Below are 14,607 nucleotides of genomic sequence, written 5' to 3'. Positions count from 1 at the left end.
TTGTCTCAATGACGACCGCGGATGAGACCACCGCCAGTGCTGATCCGGCACCGGGTGGCGCACACACTACCGAGACCGAAGCCGAACACTCGGCTAAATGGCGTGCCTTCTGGGTGTGTGTTGTGGTCGCCGCAATCACGATCCTTGACCTCTCGAAGGTCAACGTGGCTCTTCCGTCGATCGAGGATGCTCTCGGCGCGACATCCACACAATTGCAGCTCATTGTGTCAGGCTATGTGCTGACCTTTGGCCTTGTGCTGGTGCCCGCGGGCCGCCTGGGCGATCAGCGTTCGCGCAAGAAACTGTTTCTCGTGGGGCTGACGCTCTTCACCCTCGCCAGTGTCGCGTGTGCCCTCGCCCCGAATGCGACCCTGTTGCTGGTGTTCCGGTTGCTGCAGGGTGTCGCGGCCGGCATCCAAATGCCTCAGGTCATTGGCCTTATCCAGCAGTTGTTCCGGGGGCCCGAGCGTGGCCGCGCTTTTGGTCTTTTCGGTGCGATGATCGGTGTCGCCACTGCGTTTGGCCCCACGCTTGGTGGGCTGATGATCGCGATCGGCGGCGCCGAAGACGGCTGGCGTTACATCTTCTGGATGAACGTGCCCCTCGGCATCATCGCCCTCGTCCTGGCATGGCGCATTCTCCCGACCACCTCCAAGGCAGGCTACGAGCGTCTCAGCCTCGACCCGGTCGGTATCGCGATCTTCGGCATCACGGTGCTTGCGTTGATGTGGCCATTCCTCTTCACGACGGGTGCTCCGACGGATGACCCCAACCGTTGGTGGCTGCTGGTGCTCTTTGTGCTTTCTGCCGCCGCTTTCGTCGCGTGGGAGCGTCGCTACGCAGCAGGGGGACGGGCGCCTCTCGTTCCGCTTCAGCTGTTCCGCATCAGCTCGTTCCGCAACGGAACGCTGCTCGCGACCGTGTACTTCGCGGCAATGCCAGCGATGTTTCTCATGACGACGCTGTATTTGCAGCTAGGGCTTGGTCTCGAGCCCGTCTTCGCGGGGATGGTGACGATCGGTTTTGCGCTGACCAGTGCGGTGTCGTCGTGGCGCGGCGGCATCCTGGTTGAGCGCTACGGACGCTCGCTCGTTGTCGTGGGCCTCGCCATCTTGCTCGTGGGGCTTGGGCTCCTCATGGCCGCCGCGATTCTGACTCCGCCGGAGCTGACGCCCTACATGATGGCGGCAGCCCTCATTATCGGTGGCACCGGCGGTGGGCTCGTCGTCTCGCCCAACCAGACCCTCACACTGCACGACATTTCGCCCGTCGAGGGTGGCCTAGCGGGATCCGTAGGGCAGCTTGGCCAACGAATTGGGACGGCGATCGGAACCGCCGTCGCACTCTCGTTGTTCTATTCCACTCTGTACAACGAACGCAACAGCGGCGAAAGCACCGTCGAGCTGTACCACCACGCTTACGGCACCGGGATGCTCGCCACAACGCTCTTCTTCTCGATCGCGATGCTTGTTGGCGTTATCGATCTCGGTGCACGCAAGCGCCGGGCACGCGCGCTGCAGGTCTAGAGCTTCGGGTCGCCGATGCGCTCGAGGGCGTCGACGATCATGTCCCAGAATTTGGGAACGTCGATGTTGCGAGCGACCTGAGTCGTGCAGTCGGCGGGGGCCGGCGCGCGGAAGTCTGTGACGGTCATGCCGAGCGTGAGCTGACCCGTGAGTTCCACATTCAAGGGGACCTTGACGGTGTCCATGATGGTGGGGTCGATCACGAACGCGACGGCACATGGGTCGTGCACGGGCGGGTGCTCGAAGCCTTGAGCTTCGCGGTACGTAGCGCCGAAGAATTCAAGGAGTTCACCGACGAATGCTGCGGGGGCGGTGCCTACGGCGGCGATCGCAGCGGCGACGTCGTCGGTGGCGAGGGCGTCGTGAGTGACGTCAATGCCCACCATCGTGAGTGGCCACGATTCGTTGACGACGATGTGGGCGGCCTCTGGGTCGATCACAATGTTGAACTCGGCGGTAGCGCTCCAGTTGCCGACGTTGACGCCGCCACCCATCATGACAACTTGCTTGACGCGCTCTGCGATGCGGGGCTCCTTGCGCACGGCAAGAGCGAGGTTGGTGAGCGCGCCGGTTGGCACGAGCGTGACGGTGCCTGGCTCGTTCTGCATAACGGTGTCGATGATGAAGTCGACGGCGTGACGAGCATCCAACTCGATAAGAGGCTCGGGGAGCACGGGGCCGTCAAGACCGGATTCGCCGTGAATGGATTCGGCTACTTCGACTTCGCGCACGAGCGGGCGGTGGGCTCCGCGGGCGAAGGGCACGTCGGTGATGCCGGCGACGCGGGCAACGGCCAGAGCGTTGCGAGTGACTTTCTCGATTGTTTGGTTGCCCATCACGGTCGTGACTCCGAGGAGTTCGATGTGCGGGCTACCGTGAGCGAGCAGGATCGCAATCGCGTCGTCGTGCCCGGGGTCGCAGTCGAGGATAATTTTTTCAGCCATGATCAAAAGCATATATGAAAACGTCATTCATATATGTAGAGTTGAGATATGACAAATGATCTTATTGACGGTGCCGCCGCCCGGTTGCTCTGGGTGAGATCTCGTATGCCGTTGCTCGCCGAAGTGCGAAAGCGGTTCGAGCAAGCGAAGCCCTTCGCCGGGCACCGCATCGGCATGGCGATGCACCTCGAGCCGAAGACAGCGGTGTTGCTCGAGACCTTGAAGGCCGGGGGAGCGGAGATCGTCGCGACCGGCAATCTCGGGTCGACGCAGGATGATGTTGTTGCCTATTTGCGGTCGCAGGGAATGACAATTTTTGGTGCCCGCGATGACTCTGAGTGCGAATATGAGGCACACATTCGAAACGTGGTGGAGTCGAAACCAGACATCATTCTCGACAACGGCGCCGGCATTGTTGCTCGTCTCGTTGAGCTCGGAGAGACCGATCGCATTGTCGGCGGCACCGAAGAAACCACCTCAGGAAGCTACCGTCTGCGCGAGGAACTCGCTACGCACATCCGCTTTCCCATCATCGTTATCGACGACAACCCCCTGACGGTGATCAATGAGAACAAGCATGCGGCAGGTCAGTCAGTTGTTGAGAGCTTTATGCGTGTCACGAACGTCATGGTCTCTGGGCGCCGCTTTGTGGTCGCTGGCTACGGGTGGTGCGGTCGCGGCGTGGCGCACTATCTTCGTGCTTTGGGCGGCAAGGTAGCTGTTGTAGAAGTCGATGAGATCAAGGCCCTTGAGGCAGCACTCGATGGCTATCGAGTGGCAAACGTATTCGACCTCGCCGGCTGGGGCGAGGTCTTCATTACGGCTACCGGCCATCCGCAGGTTCTGACTACCGACTTCTTCGAGGTTGTCGCAGACGGGGCGATGCTCGTGAACTGCGGTCACTTCGACTGGGAAATCGACGTTCTGGCTCTGCGCGATGCGGCGACGAGCACGACCGTGATCGACGGTGCAATCGAGCGAGTTAACCTCCCAGGAAACCGCCACGTCACCCTGCTCGCGGACGGCCGCATGATCAATCTGGCGGGGCGCGAGCCTCGGGGCAACTCGATCGAATCGATGGATCTCGGATTTCTGCTTCAAGCGCTTTCGCTTGAACGCATTGCGACAGCGGCAGGCACGCTCGAACCAGGTGCGCAACCCGTGCCCGACAGCATCAACCGCGAAGCGGCCCGGCGGATGCTCGCCGTGATGAAAGCGGACCGCTAATGGCGACCACTCCCGAGTACACTGCGCCAGCCCTCGACAAAGGGCTCGACATTCTCGAGCTGCTCGCCGAAACATCGGGAGCCCTCAGTCAGTCGGAAATTGCGGAAGCAACCGGGCGCAGTATTGGCCAGATTTTTCGAGTTCTTTCCACTCTCGAGCGCCGCGGCTACGTGTTCCGGGACAAGCAGTCGGGGCTCTACACGCTGGCAATGAAACTCTTGGAACTCGCGCACCGGCATCCGCCACTTCGGGGATTGGTCAGCGTGGCGCAACCCATCATGCAGGTTCTCGCGGAGCAGGTGCGGCAATCGTGCAACCTCGCCGTGCTCGATGGCAGTGAAGTGCGCGTCGTCGCCCAGGTGGAGTCTCCCGCCGACTTCGGTTTTCGAGTGCGCGTCGGGGCAACATTCGATTTGACGACGACGGCGACAGGTTCGGTGCTTGCGGCAACATCAGCAGTGACGGCTGACACGGTCGTGCGCGCCGATACCTTGCACCCCGGAATCACCGATGTAGTGGCGCCGATTCTCGGGGCGAGAGGTGCTGTGGTGGCCGCACTGACGGTGCCATACGTGGCACCAACGTTCAGCGAAGTGGGTGTGGACCGCGTTCAAGAATTGGCATCCGCCGCCGCAAAAGAAATCTCGATTCTCCTCAGCGGGGAAGCATTCACAGGATCGTAACGCCGTTCAGGTTAACCTCAGCGCGCTTTCAGCCAGAGGCACGGTAGATTTAGACGTATGAACGCCGCTGTTGAGAACTTTTTGATGCCCGGAGGTGGCGCGAGCATTACTGCGCTTCCCAAGGTTTCCCTCCACGATCACCTCGATGGAGGGTTGCGGCCTCAGACCATCGTCGAACTTGCCGATGAGGTCGGCTACGCGCTCCCCGAGAATGACTCGGAGGCGCTGAAATCATGGTTTGCGACTCAGGCCGATTCCGGCTCGCTCGTGAATTACCTCGCGACTTTCGACGCCACCATCGCTGTCATGCAGACCACCGAGGGTCTCCAGCGGGTCGCCCGCGAGTTCGTGGAAGACCTTGCTGATGACGGTGTCATTTATGGTGAAATCCGTTGGGCGCCAGAGCAGCACCTGCAGAAGGGGCTCGACCTCGATCAGGTTGTCACCGCCGTGCAAGAAGGCTTGGAGCAGGGTGTGGATGCCGTGCGCTCGAGCGGCCGCAGCATCCGGGTGGGGCAGTTGTTGTCTGCCATGCGCCAAGCCGATCGCGGCACCGACATCGCCGAGCTGGCAATCCGTCACCGCGACCGCGGTGTTATCGGTTTCGACATTGCTGGTCCCGAAGCAGGATTCCCGCCGAGCCGCCTCCGTGGTGCGTTCGACTTGCTCGCGCACAACTACATTCCTGCCACCGTGCACGCGGGGGAAGCAGACGGCCTCGACAGCATCCGCAGTGCCCTCTTTGACGGTCGCGCGCTTCGTCTCGGGCACGGCGTTCGCCTGGCTGAAGACATCACGATTGCCAACGAAGACGACGAGAACACGTATGTGACGCTCGGGGACTTGGCCCAGTGGGTCAAGGATCGCGAGATCGCGCTCGAGTTGAGCCCGTCATCCAACCTTCAAACCGGTGCGATCGAGCAGTGGGGCGACGAGATCATCGATCACCCCTTCGATTTGCTCTACCAACTCGGATTCCGCGTCACCGTCAACACCGACAACCGGCTGATGAGTGCCACGACTCTCAGCCGTGAACTCGCGTTGCTTACGGAAGCGTTTGGCTACGACCTCACCGACATCGAGGTCTTCCAGCTCAATGCTGCGGCCGCAGCCTTCCTGCCCCTTGAAGAACGCGAAGAGCTCTCCGAGGCCATCAGCGTCGGTTTTGAGAAAGCGTAGCTATGTCCCTCCCTCCGCTGCCCGAATCAGCGATTGAAATTGATGCTTTTGCGGTTGATTGGCGAGCCGCTGTTCGACTGTCGGGCGAAGCCCTCGTGCGTTCTGGCGCGGCGAAGCCGGGGTATGCCGACGAGATGATCCGCATGATCGAGGATCACGGTCCCTACGTCGTTATTGCGCCCGGTCTTGCTTTGGCTCACGCTCGCCCTGGCCCCCAAGTGATCGCAAACGGGCTCTCGGTTGTCACTCTCAAAGAACCTGTACGGTTCGGTCACGCCCACAACGATCCGGTGAGGGTGGTGCTTGGCCTCGCTATTTCTGAGGCGGGCGCACACTTGGCAGCGGTCGCGGCTGTCGCTAACATTTTCAATGACTCCTCGGCGATTAACGAGCTCGCCGCAGCAACGTCCGCTGCCGAGGTCCAACGCATTATGGGAGTGAATCCGTCGTGAAAATCGTGACCATCTGTGGTGCTGGCATCGGCAGTTCCGGTGTTCTCAAGGTCAACGCAGAACGTGCGTTGCGCGCGCTTGATCTCGAAGCCACTGTCGTTGCCGCTGAAGTGAGTACCGTTCGCACGGTTGCCGCGGATGCTCAGATTATTCTCACGACGCAAGAGTTCGTTGAGGCGATTGGCAAGACCAACGCCGATGTCATCGTGATTGTGAACCTCTTTGACACGTCGGAGCTTGCCCAAAAGCTAGAGGACGCCCTCGGCTAACCGAGGACGCCCTCCCCACGTTTCTTCGCGCGCTGCCGTTCGGCAGCAGCACCTGCGGTGCTAGCCGAGAACCTCGCGCATCCCCGCTTCAAGCTGGCTCGCGACGGCTTCGGCCGCAGCCTGACGCTCAGTGCCTTCGCCTGACATGCTCGAGGCATCCACATAGAACTTGAGTTTGGGTTCTGTGCCACTGGGGCGCACGATGACGCGTGCTCCGCCCTCGAATTGCAGGCGAATGATGTTGCTGGGCGCGAAGCCGTCAACACCGTTTTCAAAGTCATCGAAGGATGCCACAGCGAGACCACCGACGGTGGCGGGAGCGTTCGCACGCAAGCGCGTCATCGTCTCACCAATCTCTGAAATCTTGGCGAAGCGCAGCGATACCTGGCGAGAGGCAAAAGCGCCGAAGCGTGCCGCGAATTCGTCAAGCCTGTCGAGCACGGTCTTGCCATCGGCCTTGAGCTCGGCGGCCATCGAGAGGAAGTCGACTGACGCCGAGATGCCATCCTTGTCGCGAACTTTGGCGGGATCAACGAGGTAGCCGAGAGCTTCTTCGTAGCCGAACACGAGCCCATCGATACGGGAGATCCACTTGAAGCCCGTGAGGGTGTCTGTGTAGTCCAGGTCGTAGCCCGCAGCGATGGCACGCAGCGCCGGAGACGAGACAATGGATGCCGCGAGAACGCCGTGACCGTTGGCGCGTTTTGCCGCGCGCCACCCCAGCAATATTCCCACTTCGTTTCCGCTCAGCCGGCGCCATTCGCCGTCGCGACCGGGCACTGCCACCGCGAGGCGGTCGGCGTCGGGGTCGTGAGCAATGGCGAGGTCGGCCCCTACTTCGCGTGCTTTCGCAAAGCTGAGGTCCATGGCACCTGGCTCTTCCGGGTTAGGGAAGGCGACGGTGGGGAACGCGGCGTCGGGGTGGGCTTGTTCTTCGACGAGGGCGGGGGCGGCGAATCCGGCCTTCTCATAGACGGCTTTGCTAGTTTCCCAACCCACGCCGTGCATAGCCGTGTAGGTGTAAACGACGTCCTTGATGGGGCCGGCGAGGGCCGCCGTGAGGGCAATGTATTCGTCGACAACACCCTCGTCGGTGGTGACAAAATCGGTGGAGCGTGGGAGGTCGGCAATCGACCCCTTCGCAACGAGATCAATGGCGTGGGCGATGTCGGCGTCGGCGGGCGGCACGATTTGTGAACCGTGGTTGTCGCCGCCCAGATAGACCTTGTAGCCGTTGTCGATTGCGGGGTTGTGGCTGGCGGTGACCATCACACCGGCGCTGACGTTAAGGTGGCGCACAGCGAAGGCGAGCACGGGGGTGGGCAGCAGTCGCGGCAACAGGATGGCGCGCACACCAGCCCCTGCCATGATGGTGGCGGTGTCTCGAGCGAAAACTTCAGAGTTGATGCGGCCGTCGTAGCCGATCACGATGCTCGGGCTGAGCTCATGGGTGAGAAGGTAGGCGGCAAGTCCCGCAGCCGCCTGAGTGACCAACACCCGGTTCATGCGGTTGGGGCCGGCACCCAGCGCGCCGCGCAACCCCGCAGTGCCGAACGCGAGCCGCGAATCAAAGCGGTCATGAAGGCCAGCGATAGCGGCCTCGTCGCCCTGGGCGGCATCCGTAATTAGAGCTTCGAGCTCAGTGTGGGTGACGGCGTCGGGGTCTTGCTCTAGCCACGCGTCGGCCGCAGCGATGAGCTCGGCGGTGGTGAGAATTTCGGTGCTCATAGTGCGGTCACAATCTGGGCGAGAAGACCACTGATCTGTACTTCAGCATCCTTGCCCGCCTGAATTACTTCTTCGTGGCTGAGGGGAGTGGTTTGGATGCCGGCGGCCAGGTTCGTGATGAGTGACATTCCCAGGATTTCCATGCCCGCTTGGCGCGCGGCAATCGCTTCGAGCGCCGTGGACATTCCCACGATGTGGCCGCCCATGGTCTTGGCCATCTGGACTTCAGCGGGCGTCTCGTAGTGCGGGCCGCGGAACTGCGTGTACACACCCTCGTCGAGGCTCGGATCGATCGACTTGGCGATCTCGCGTAGGCGCTTGCTGTAGAGGTCGGTGAGGTCGATGAACGTCGCACCTTCGAGGGGCGAGTCTGCCGTGAGGTTGAGGTGATCACTGATCAGCACGGGGGTTCCGGGCTTCCACGTCTCTTTGATGCCGCCGGCACCGTTCGTGAGGATCATGGTCGTCGCGCCGGTGGCGGCAGCGGTGCGTACCGAGTGAACAACGCGGCGAACGCCGTGGTTTTCGTAGTAGTGCGTGCGAGCGCCAATGACGAGGGCGCGCTTGCCGCTCGGCAACAGGATTGACCGCAGGGTTCCGACGTGGCCTTCGAGGGCAGGCTTGGAGAAGCCGGGGATGTCGGAGGCGGCAATCGTTGCCGTTGTTTCACCGATCAGGTCGGCGGCTTTGCCCCACCCACTTCCGAGGGTGAGGGCAATGTCGTGCTTCTCGACTCCGGTCGCGGCTGCGATTGCTGCAGCGGCGTCTTTCGCGACCTCAAACGGGTCTGCTGTGGGGTCGTCGAGGGGGTTTGTGGTTGGCGACTGTGACATGGCATCCACTCTAAACGGTGGTGACTGCGACTCACCGGTACATTCAGCGCGAATGTGAGCAGGCCGACGCGCACGACGCGGGTGATTCGAGCCGCGCAGTGCGCTGACGCACACCGGTGAGCGTGCGGTTTGTCGATGAGGCAGAACCGCGAGAGAATTGGCGCATGGCCTATGAGTTCGAGCGCACCCAACGAATTGCAATACTCGGCGGTGGCCCCGGTGGCTACGAAGCAGCCCTGGCGGGCGCGCAGCTGGGCGCGGAGGTGACCCTCGTTGAGCGCGAAGGTGTCGGCGGATCTGCTGTGCTCACTGATGTGGTGCCGTCGAAGACGCTCATCGCCACTGCAGAAGCAACCAACGCGATTCGGGATGCCGCAGAGCTGGGCGTGCAGTTCTACTCGCGCTCCGATTCCGGTCGTGCCGTTCGCCCCGAAATCACCGTGAACCTTGCTGCCGTGAACGCGCGCCTCATGCGCCTTGCGCAGCAACAGTCCGACGATATGAAGTCGCAACTCATCAAGGCCGGGGTGAAAATCATCCACGGCGAAGGCCGCCTCGATGGCCCGCAGCGCCTGGTCGTGTCGACCGGCAAGGGCAAAGCAGGAACAGACTTCGACGAAGTGGATGCCGACACCGTCATTGTCTCGGTCGGCGCCCGCCCGCGCGTGCTCGACTCCGCACTGCCCGATGGCAAGCGCATCCTCACGTGGACGCAGCTCTACACGCTCACCGAAACCCCCGAACACCTCATCGTGGTCGGTTCCGGTGTAACCGGTGCCGAATTCGCGTCGGCGTACACGGCGCTCGGCGCCAAAGTCACCCTGATTTCTTCGCGCGACCGCGTGCTGCCCGGTGAAGACGAAGACGCTGCCCGCGTGATTGAAGACGTGTTCAAGCGCAACGGTATGACCGTGCTCTCCAAGTCGCGGGCCGAATCCGTCACCACCACCAAGAATGGCGTGATTGCTACGCTCAGCGACGGACGAACGGTTGAAGGCAGCCACTGCCTCATGGCCGTGGGTTCGCTGCCGAATACCGAAGGTCTCGGACTCGAAGAGGCTGGCGTGCAACTGACCGAGTCTGGTCACATCCGGGTCAACCGTGTTGCCCGCACCTCGATGCCGTCGATCTACGCGGCCGGTGACTGTTCAGACTTCTTCCCGCTCGCCTCGGTTGCTTCTATGCAGGGCCGCACCGCCGTATTCCACGCGATGGGCGACGGCGTGACGCCGATCGAACTGCGCAACGTGGCATCCAACATCTTCACTCAGCCTGAAATCGCCACGGTTGGCTGGTCGCAAAAGCAGATCGAAGACGGGCTCGTTCAGGGCACGATCTACAAGTTGCCGCTGGCATCGAACCCGCGCGCCAAGATGATGGGCATCAAGGACGGCTTCGTGAAGCTCTTTGCTCGCACCGGTTCTGGCACGGTGATTGGTGGAGTCATCGTTGCCCCCAATGCCTCCGAGCTGATCATCTCGATCGCGCTCGCGGTAGAGCACCGCCTTACCGTCGACCAAATGGCTCGCGCGTTCTCTGTTTACCCGTCACTGACGGGAAGCATCACGGATGCCGCCCGCGCCATGCACGTCGTCGCCGAGTAGCCTGCCGGAGCTTTTTCCGCACGGTTCCGCGATTGACGCCAGCTCGATTCTCTGATGTCGCAATTTTCGCACTCCCACATACGCGTGTGGGTGGCCTCCTGCGGCGACCGCATCTTGGTCCAATTCACGCCAAATCGGTTTGTTGTATACCTAAACCACCAAACCATGTTCTACTGGAGGTGACATCGCGCGATTTCCCCTAAATTGTATGCAGGGAAATGGACGCGGTGAAGAATTCGACAGAAGAGAGAACGAATGGTTAGGGCGCGGCTTCCCAAAGAAGTGTGGATCGTATCCCTGATAGGGTTCATCGTCACGCTGGGGTTCGGAGTCATCGGGCCGTCGCTCCCGGCGCTCGGCCGCGAGTTCAATGCTGGCACCACTCTTATGAGCCTGGCCATTAGCGGTTTCGCTGCCGCCCGTCTCATCACGAACTTGGCGTTCGCCAAATACCTCGACCGGCTTCGACTCCGAACGGTTCTGTGGGTCGGCCTTTTGGTCCAATCGGTGTGCAGCATTATCGCGGGCTTGTCTCCTGATTATCTCGGCTTTATCACGTTCAGAACCATCAGCGGTGTCGGTAGCGCGGCGTTCACAATCGCATCCTCGGCGCTGCTGCTCGTGCTGGCTCCCGTCGCCGTGAGAGGCCGGGCCATGAGCGTCTTCGCCAGTTCAACGGCGTTGGGGACAGTGGCAGGCCCAGCCCTTGGCGGCCTGCTTGCCATTTTCGATCCGCGGTTGCCTCTTCTCGGCTATGGCGGTGCGCTGGCCCTAGCATCCGCGGTCACTGTGGTTTTGCTCCGCTCTGCACGTGATGTAAAAGCGGTCCCCGCCGAGGTCGCTCCCGAAGGGGGAGTAATCGGTGGTCGTAGAGCTGCTTTTGCCGCGATCTTTTCCGATCGGCTCTTCGTCGCCGCTGTTGCATGTCAGGTTCTAGTGGGGTGGGTTTTCTATGGAATGCGCACTACCACTCTGCCGCTCAACCTCTCCAGCATCGGGTACTCGGTAGGCGTCATTGGACTGTTGCTCTCGATTTCTGCAGTTCTGCAGATCGTCGGGTCATCCACTGGTGGTACCATCTCCGACCGAATCGGGCGCATTAAACCCCTCGTCGTCGGACTCGGTCTCGCTTTCTTAGCAGCCGTCGGCTTGAATTTTTCGGAGTACTTCACTATTGCGGTCATCACGTTCATGACTTTGGGACTTGCGGGTGGCCTCATCGCGACAGCCGCTATCTCTCTTTTGGGCGATTCCAAGGTCGGCCGTTCTGGATTTGGTCTCGCGGCGTACTGGGTTGGAAGCGACCTTGCCGGAATCCTTGGGCCGCTCGTTAGCGGCTTGCTCGCTGAGAGCTTGGGCTTCGGGGCCGCCTATGTAGTCGCTGCAATGCTCGTGGTGACGACGTTGATATTCGTGCTCCGGGCGGGTCGATCTTTGGGCCCTACCTTCCCTGGCGCAAACCAAACCGGGCCGACCGCTCCGTACAACCGGCCGGAACTGGGTTAGAGCAGCACGCAGCTTCGTCGCCGATAAGCGGAGCCTGTGTGTAGTGCGCGGCGCTGGGGCCTAGTCGTCAGTCAGCGGAAGCGTTGACAATACGTTGGCAAGACTATTGTGGAGATGTACAGCCGTAGCGTGCACCGCGAGAGCTTCGTTTTGCTCGAGGATCGCTTCGACGATGAGGAGGTGCTCCTCGGTAGCGCGTTGAAGTCGACCGGGAACGGAATGAGCATTGCGTCGGACTCGAGCGAGGTGGCCCCGCAGAGTGGTCTGAGCATTCCGCAGGTAAATGCTATCCGCGGCCTGATCGATGGCGAGATCCAGTGCGTCAGCAAGAAAATAAGGACGTGGCTGATCGAGACCTTCTGGTTCGGTCTCACTTGGTCCGGCAAGGAAGTCTGCTCGCAACTTTTCGAAAACGATTGGATCTCGTTTGCGTGCCGCCAGCCTGGCAGATTGTGCCTCGAGCGCTTCGCGTAGTTCGAAGAGCTCGATGACGTTGGCGCGCGAGAGGCTTGACACGGCCGCGGTTCTTCCATTGACGGTGTCAACTAGCCCCTCTGCCGTAAGGCGAGAAAGAGCCTCACGAACCGGAGTCCGTGAGACGCCGATGCGTGCGGCGGTTTCCACTTCACCGAGAGGCGTGCCGGGCTGCAGCCGCCATTGAATGATGTCATCCCGCAGTCGACGATAGGCAGTTTCACTAGCACGCATAGGAGTTATACTAGCGCTCGGTTTCCCCCGAGCACTCTTTTTGCTTGTGCGTGGAGGCAAGCGAGGTTGCTCGCCGTTTTTTCCCGATTCCGGAGTTTCGCGCTTTTCTCGCTTTAGCGAAGGCATCGCGAGCGCGCTAGTTCTCTTTGTTGCTGAGCACCAAGCTGCCAGCGGCGCCGAACATCATCCCCACTCCCTGAACGAAACTGATCTCGACATCAGGAACTTGCGCAGCGGCTTCGCCGCGAAGCTGGCGTACGGCCTCTTGGATGGCGAACATGCCGTATTTGCCGGTGTGAGTGTAAGAGAGACCACCGCCATTGGTATTCATGGGTAACGAACCACCGGCACGCGTGTGACCTTCGCGAATAAACGCGCCAGACTCTCCGCGGCCCACGAAACCTGTGTCTTCGAGCATGTAAAGAGGAAGGTGCGCGAAAGCGTCGTAGAACATCGCGTGATCGACGTCGGCGCGTTCGATGCCTGCTGTCCGAAATGCTTCATCGCTTGATCGGCGGAACGCGCCGAAGCTGTCGAGATCATCCATCTGCGAGATGATGGCGCTTTCTGACGACTCTCCAGACCCGAGCAGATAAATCGCCCGGTTAGCGGAAGGAAGGTCTTTGGCCCGTTCCGCGCTCATCATGACGAGCGCGCCGCCGCCATCCGTTACAACGCAGCACATATCGCGCGTAAAGGGGTACGCGACGGGGGGTGCGTCGAGCACCTCGTCAACGGTGATGGGAGTCTGGCGAAGCGCTCGAGGGTTGCGCTCCGCCCACGAGCGCTGTGCTGAAGCAACTTCAGCGAGATCTCGCCTGGACATTCCTCGAGACTCAAGGAAGCCCATGACGGGAAGGGTGAAGCTCGAGTACGGGGCGAGGGCGCCATAGGGGTGTTCGAACTGTCCGGCCAAGGAAGACGGGTCGCCTACGTAGGGCTTAGTGCCGACACGGGATCGTCCTGATTCACCGTGCGTAATGAGCACGACGTTGGCTGCGCCAGAAGCAATGGCGGAAGCGGCGTGGCGGACGTGCAGCATAAAACTGCACCCTCCGACCGAAGTGCCGTCGAGCCACCGCGGACGAATTCCGAGCATGTCGGCAACTTCATACGCCGGCATTACATCGTTAGCGATGCCATCAACATCCGCCGGGGTCAGGCCGGCGTCAGCGAGCGCGTTAAGGGCGGACTCTACGTGCAGCTCAAGAACAGACATATCCGGGATGGTCCCGAGACGGGTGGATTCTGAAGCGCCAACGATTGCTACATCGCCACCGTGCATCGAGGTCATTTGTTTCTCACTTCTACTGGGCCAAACACCGGCAGCATCTGGTCGCCTCGCTCTTCGAAGCTCACATATAGAGCCATCCCAATAGAGATGGCTTCGGGGCGCGGTTCCACGCCGATGAGGGTGCAGACCATTCGCGGCCCCTCTTCCAGATCAACGAGTGCGATGACTTGGGGTTCCTTCGTCTCGAAGAACGGCAACGGGCGGTAGTTGATGATGTAGGACGCGAGCGTTGCTCGTCCAGAAGTCGTCACCCACTCCAAGTCTGACGACTGGCAGTACCGACAAATCGGTCTGGGATAGAAAAAGTGGCGGCTGCATGCGCGGCAGCGTTGCACCCGCAATTCACTGTTTCGCGTTCCGTCCCAGAACGGAGCTGTCTGGGGAGTGGGTAGGGGTACCGGCCCGGCTGTCATGGTTGCCCTTCGACGACGATGTCGGCGCGTGATCCGCGCTGCTGACGCCCACTGTATACGAATTTCACGTTCTGTACACAAAAAGCCCAAAAGGGGCGCACGAGTGAGGATCATCAGACCCCTCTCGCGTTGCGACTATTGGGTTAAGAAACTCCAATTCAGGCCGAAAAATGAAGAAAATTGTTCAGTTTCACGATGGCACGATGGTCAGTCCTAATGTCTGCGCGCGTGGGAAGATAAA

Annotated in this window: 14 protein-coding genes and 1 pseudogene; 8 read left to right on the top strand and 7 right to left on the bottom strand. The window is 61.0% G+C overall.

Annotated elements, in window-relative coordinates:
- Positions 1-8 precede the first annotated feature (8 nt).
- Positions 9-1,526, top strand: coding sequence for an MFS transporter (locus I6E73_RS11855; protein WP_197125823.1), 1,518 nt, complete (start codon positions 9-11; stop codon positions 1,524-1,526).
- Here I6E73_RS11855 and I6E73_RS11850 read toward each other — a convergent pair.
- Positions 1,523-2,470 (bottom strand): nucleoside hydrolase, encoded by a 948-nt coding sequence (locus I6E73_RS11850; RefSeq protein ID WP_197125822.1) that lies wholly within the window; start codon positions 2,468-2,470, stop codon positions 1,523-1,525. The two genes, I6E73_RS11855 and I6E73_RS11850, sit on opposite strands and share 4 nt — an antisense overlap.
- Before the next feature lie 48 nt (positions 2,471-2,518).
- On the opposite strand from I6E73_RS11850, the gene I6E73_RS11845 reads away from it, so the two are divergent.
- The 5 genes from I6E73_RS11845 to I6E73_RS11825 are packed head-to-tail and all read left to right on the top strand — an operon-like array spanning position 2,519 to position 6,280.
- The gene (locus I6E73_RS11845; protein WP_197125821.1) at positions 2,519-3,697 is read left to right on the top strand and encodes an adenosylhomocysteinase; all 1,179 of its coding nucleotides are present in this window, start codon (positions 2,519-2,521) and stop codon (positions 3,695-3,697) included.
- Positions 3,697-4,380 (top strand): IclR family transcriptional regulator, encoded by a 684-nt coding sequence (locus I6E73_RS11840; RefSeq protein WP_197125820.1) that lies wholly within the window; start codon positions 3,697-3,699, stop codon positions 4,378-4,380. Before I6E73_RS11845 ends, I6E73_RS11840 begins: the two co-directional genes overlap by 1 nt.
- Positions 4,381-4,437: 57 nt before the next feature.
- A complete protein-coding gene (locus I6E73_RS11835) occupies positions 4,438-5,559 on the top strand; it encodes an adenosine deaminase (RefSeq protein ID WP_197125819.1) in 1,122 nt (373 codons plus the stop codon).
- Positions 5,560-5,561: 2 nt separating this feature from the next.
- The gene (locus I6E73_RS11830) at positions 5,562-6,011 is read left to right on the top strand and encodes a PTS sugar transporter subunit IIA (protein WP_197107763.1); all 450 of its coding nucleotides are present in this window, start codon (positions 5,562-5,564) and stop codon (positions 6,009-6,011) included.
- Entirely contained in the window at positions 6,008-6,280 is a 273-nt protein-coding gene (locus I6E73_RS11825; RefSeq protein ID WP_197107762.1) for a PTS sugar transporter subunit IIB, read from the top strand. The genes I6E73_RS11830 and I6E73_RS11825 overlap by 4 nt, the downstream gene beginning before the upstream one ends.
- Positions 6,281-6,340: 60 nt before the next feature.
- On the opposite strand, the gene I6E73_RS11820 is transcribed toward I6E73_RS11825, so the two are convergent.
- Entirely contained in the window at positions 6,341-8,008 is a 1,668-nt protein-coding gene (locus tag I6E73_RS11820; RefSeq protein ID WP_197125818.1) for a phospho-sugar mutase, read from the bottom strand.
- On the bottom strand, positions 8,005-8,841 hold the full coding sequence (locus I6E73_RS11815; RefSeq protein ID WP_197125817.1) for a purine-nucleoside phosphorylase: 837 nt from the start codon (positions 8,839-8,841) through the stop codon (positions 8,005-8,007). The genes I6E73_RS11820 and I6E73_RS11815 overlap by 4 nt, the downstream gene beginning before the upstream one ends.
- Before the next feature lie 164 nt (positions 8,842-9,005).
- Here I6E73_RS11815 and I6E73_RS11810 point away from each other — a divergent pair, with 164 nt between their 5' ends.
- The gene (locus I6E73_RS11810; protein WP_197125816.1) at positions 9,006-10,445 is read left to right on the top strand and encodes an NAD(P)H-quinone dehydrogenase; all 1,440 of its coding nucleotides are present in this window, start codon (positions 9,006-9,008) and stop codon (positions 10,443-10,445) included.
- A gap of 282 nt (positions 10,446-10,727) precedes the next feature.
- Positions 10,728-11,951, top strand: coding sequence for an MFS transporter (locus I6E73_RS11805; RefSeq protein WP_197125814.1), 1,224 nt, complete (start codon positions 10,728-10,730; stop codon positions 11,949-11,951).
- A gap of 60 nt (positions 11,952-12,011) precedes the next feature.
- On the opposite strand, the gene I6E73_RS11800 is transcribed toward I6E73_RS11805, so the two are convergent.
- The 4 genes and pseudogenes from I6E73_RS11800 to I6E73_RS14985 all read right to left on the bottom strand — a co-directional run.
- Positions 12,012-12,659, bottom strand: coding sequence for a GntR family transcriptional regulator (locus I6E73_RS11800; RefSeq protein WP_197125812.1), 648 nt, complete (start codon positions 12,657-12,659; stop codon positions 12,012-12,014).
- Between the two features lie 136 nt (positions 12,660-12,795).
- A complete protein-coding gene (locus I6E73_RS11795) occupies positions 12,796-13,953 on the bottom strand; it encodes a thiolase domain-containing protein (protein ID WP_197125811.1) in 1,158 nt (385 codons plus the stop codon).
- Positions 13,950-14,204, bottom strand: a complete 255-nt coding sequence (locus tag I6E73_RS14915; RefSeq protein WP_307784303.1) for an OB-fold domain-containing protein — start codon at positions 14,202-14,204, stop codon at positions 13,950-13,952. The genes I6E73_RS11795 and I6E73_RS14915 overlap by 4 nt, the downstream gene beginning before the upstream one ends.
- Positions 14,205-14,219: 15 nt before the next feature.
- Positions 14,220-14,366 (bottom strand): annotated as a pseudogene (locus I6E73_RS14985) (zinc ribbon domain-containing protein); the annotation flags it as partial.
- Positions 14,367-14,607 lie beyond the last annotated feature (241 nt).

Source organism: Salinibacterium sp. SWN248 (assembly GCF_015864575.1).
Taxonomy (GTDB): Bacteria; Actinomycetota; Actinomycetes; order Actinomycetales; family Microbacteriaceae; genus Rhodoglobus.
This window is presented reverse-complemented; position numbering and strand designations above follow the sequence as displayed.

Bases quoted from the DNA above. Each gene is read 5' to 3' on its own strand.
- I6E73_RS11855 (WP_197125823.1), top strand. From the start codon at position 9: ATGACGACCGCGGATGAGACCACCGCCAGTGCTGATCCGGCACCGGGT.
- I6E73_RS11850 (WP_197125822.1), bottom strand. From the start codon at position 2,470: ATGGCTGAAAAAATTATCCTCGACTGCGACCCCGGGCACGACGACGCG.
- I6E73_RS11845 (WP_197125821.1), top strand. From the start codon at position 2,519: ATGACAAATGATCTTATTGACGGTGCCGCCGCCCGGTTGCTCTGGGTG.
- I6E73_RS11840 (WP_197125820.1), top strand. From the start codon at position 3,697: ATGGCGACCACTCCCGAGTACACTGCGCCAGCCCTCGACAAAGGGCTC.
- I6E73_RS11835 (WP_197125819.1), top strand. From the start codon at position 4,438: ATGAACGCCGCTGTTGAGAACTTTTTGATGCCCGGAGGTGGCGCGAGC.
- I6E73_RS11830 (WP_197107763.1), top strand. From the start codon at position 5,562: ATGTCCCTCCCTCCGCTGCCCGAATCAGCGATTGAAATTGATGCTTTT.
- I6E73_RS11820 (WP_197125818.1), bottom strand. From the start codon at position 8,008: ATGAGCACCGAAATTCTCACCACCGCCGAGCTCATCGCTGCGGCCGAC.
- I6E73_RS11815 (WP_197125817.1), bottom strand. From the start codon at position 8,841: ATGTCACAGTCGCCAACCACAAACCCCCTCGACGACCCCACAGCAGAC.
- I6E73_RS11810 (WP_197125816.1), top strand. From the start codon at position 9,006: ATGGCCTATGAGTTCGAGCGCACCCAACGAATTGCAATACTCGGCGGT.
- I6E73_RS11800 (WP_197125812.1), bottom strand. From the start codon at position 12,659: ATGCGTGCTAGTGAAACTGCCTATCGTCGACTGCGGGATGACATCATT.
- I6E73_RS11795 (WP_197125811.1), bottom strand. From the start codon at position 13,953: ATGACCTCGATGCACGGTGGCGATGTAGCAATCGTTGGCGCTTCAGAA.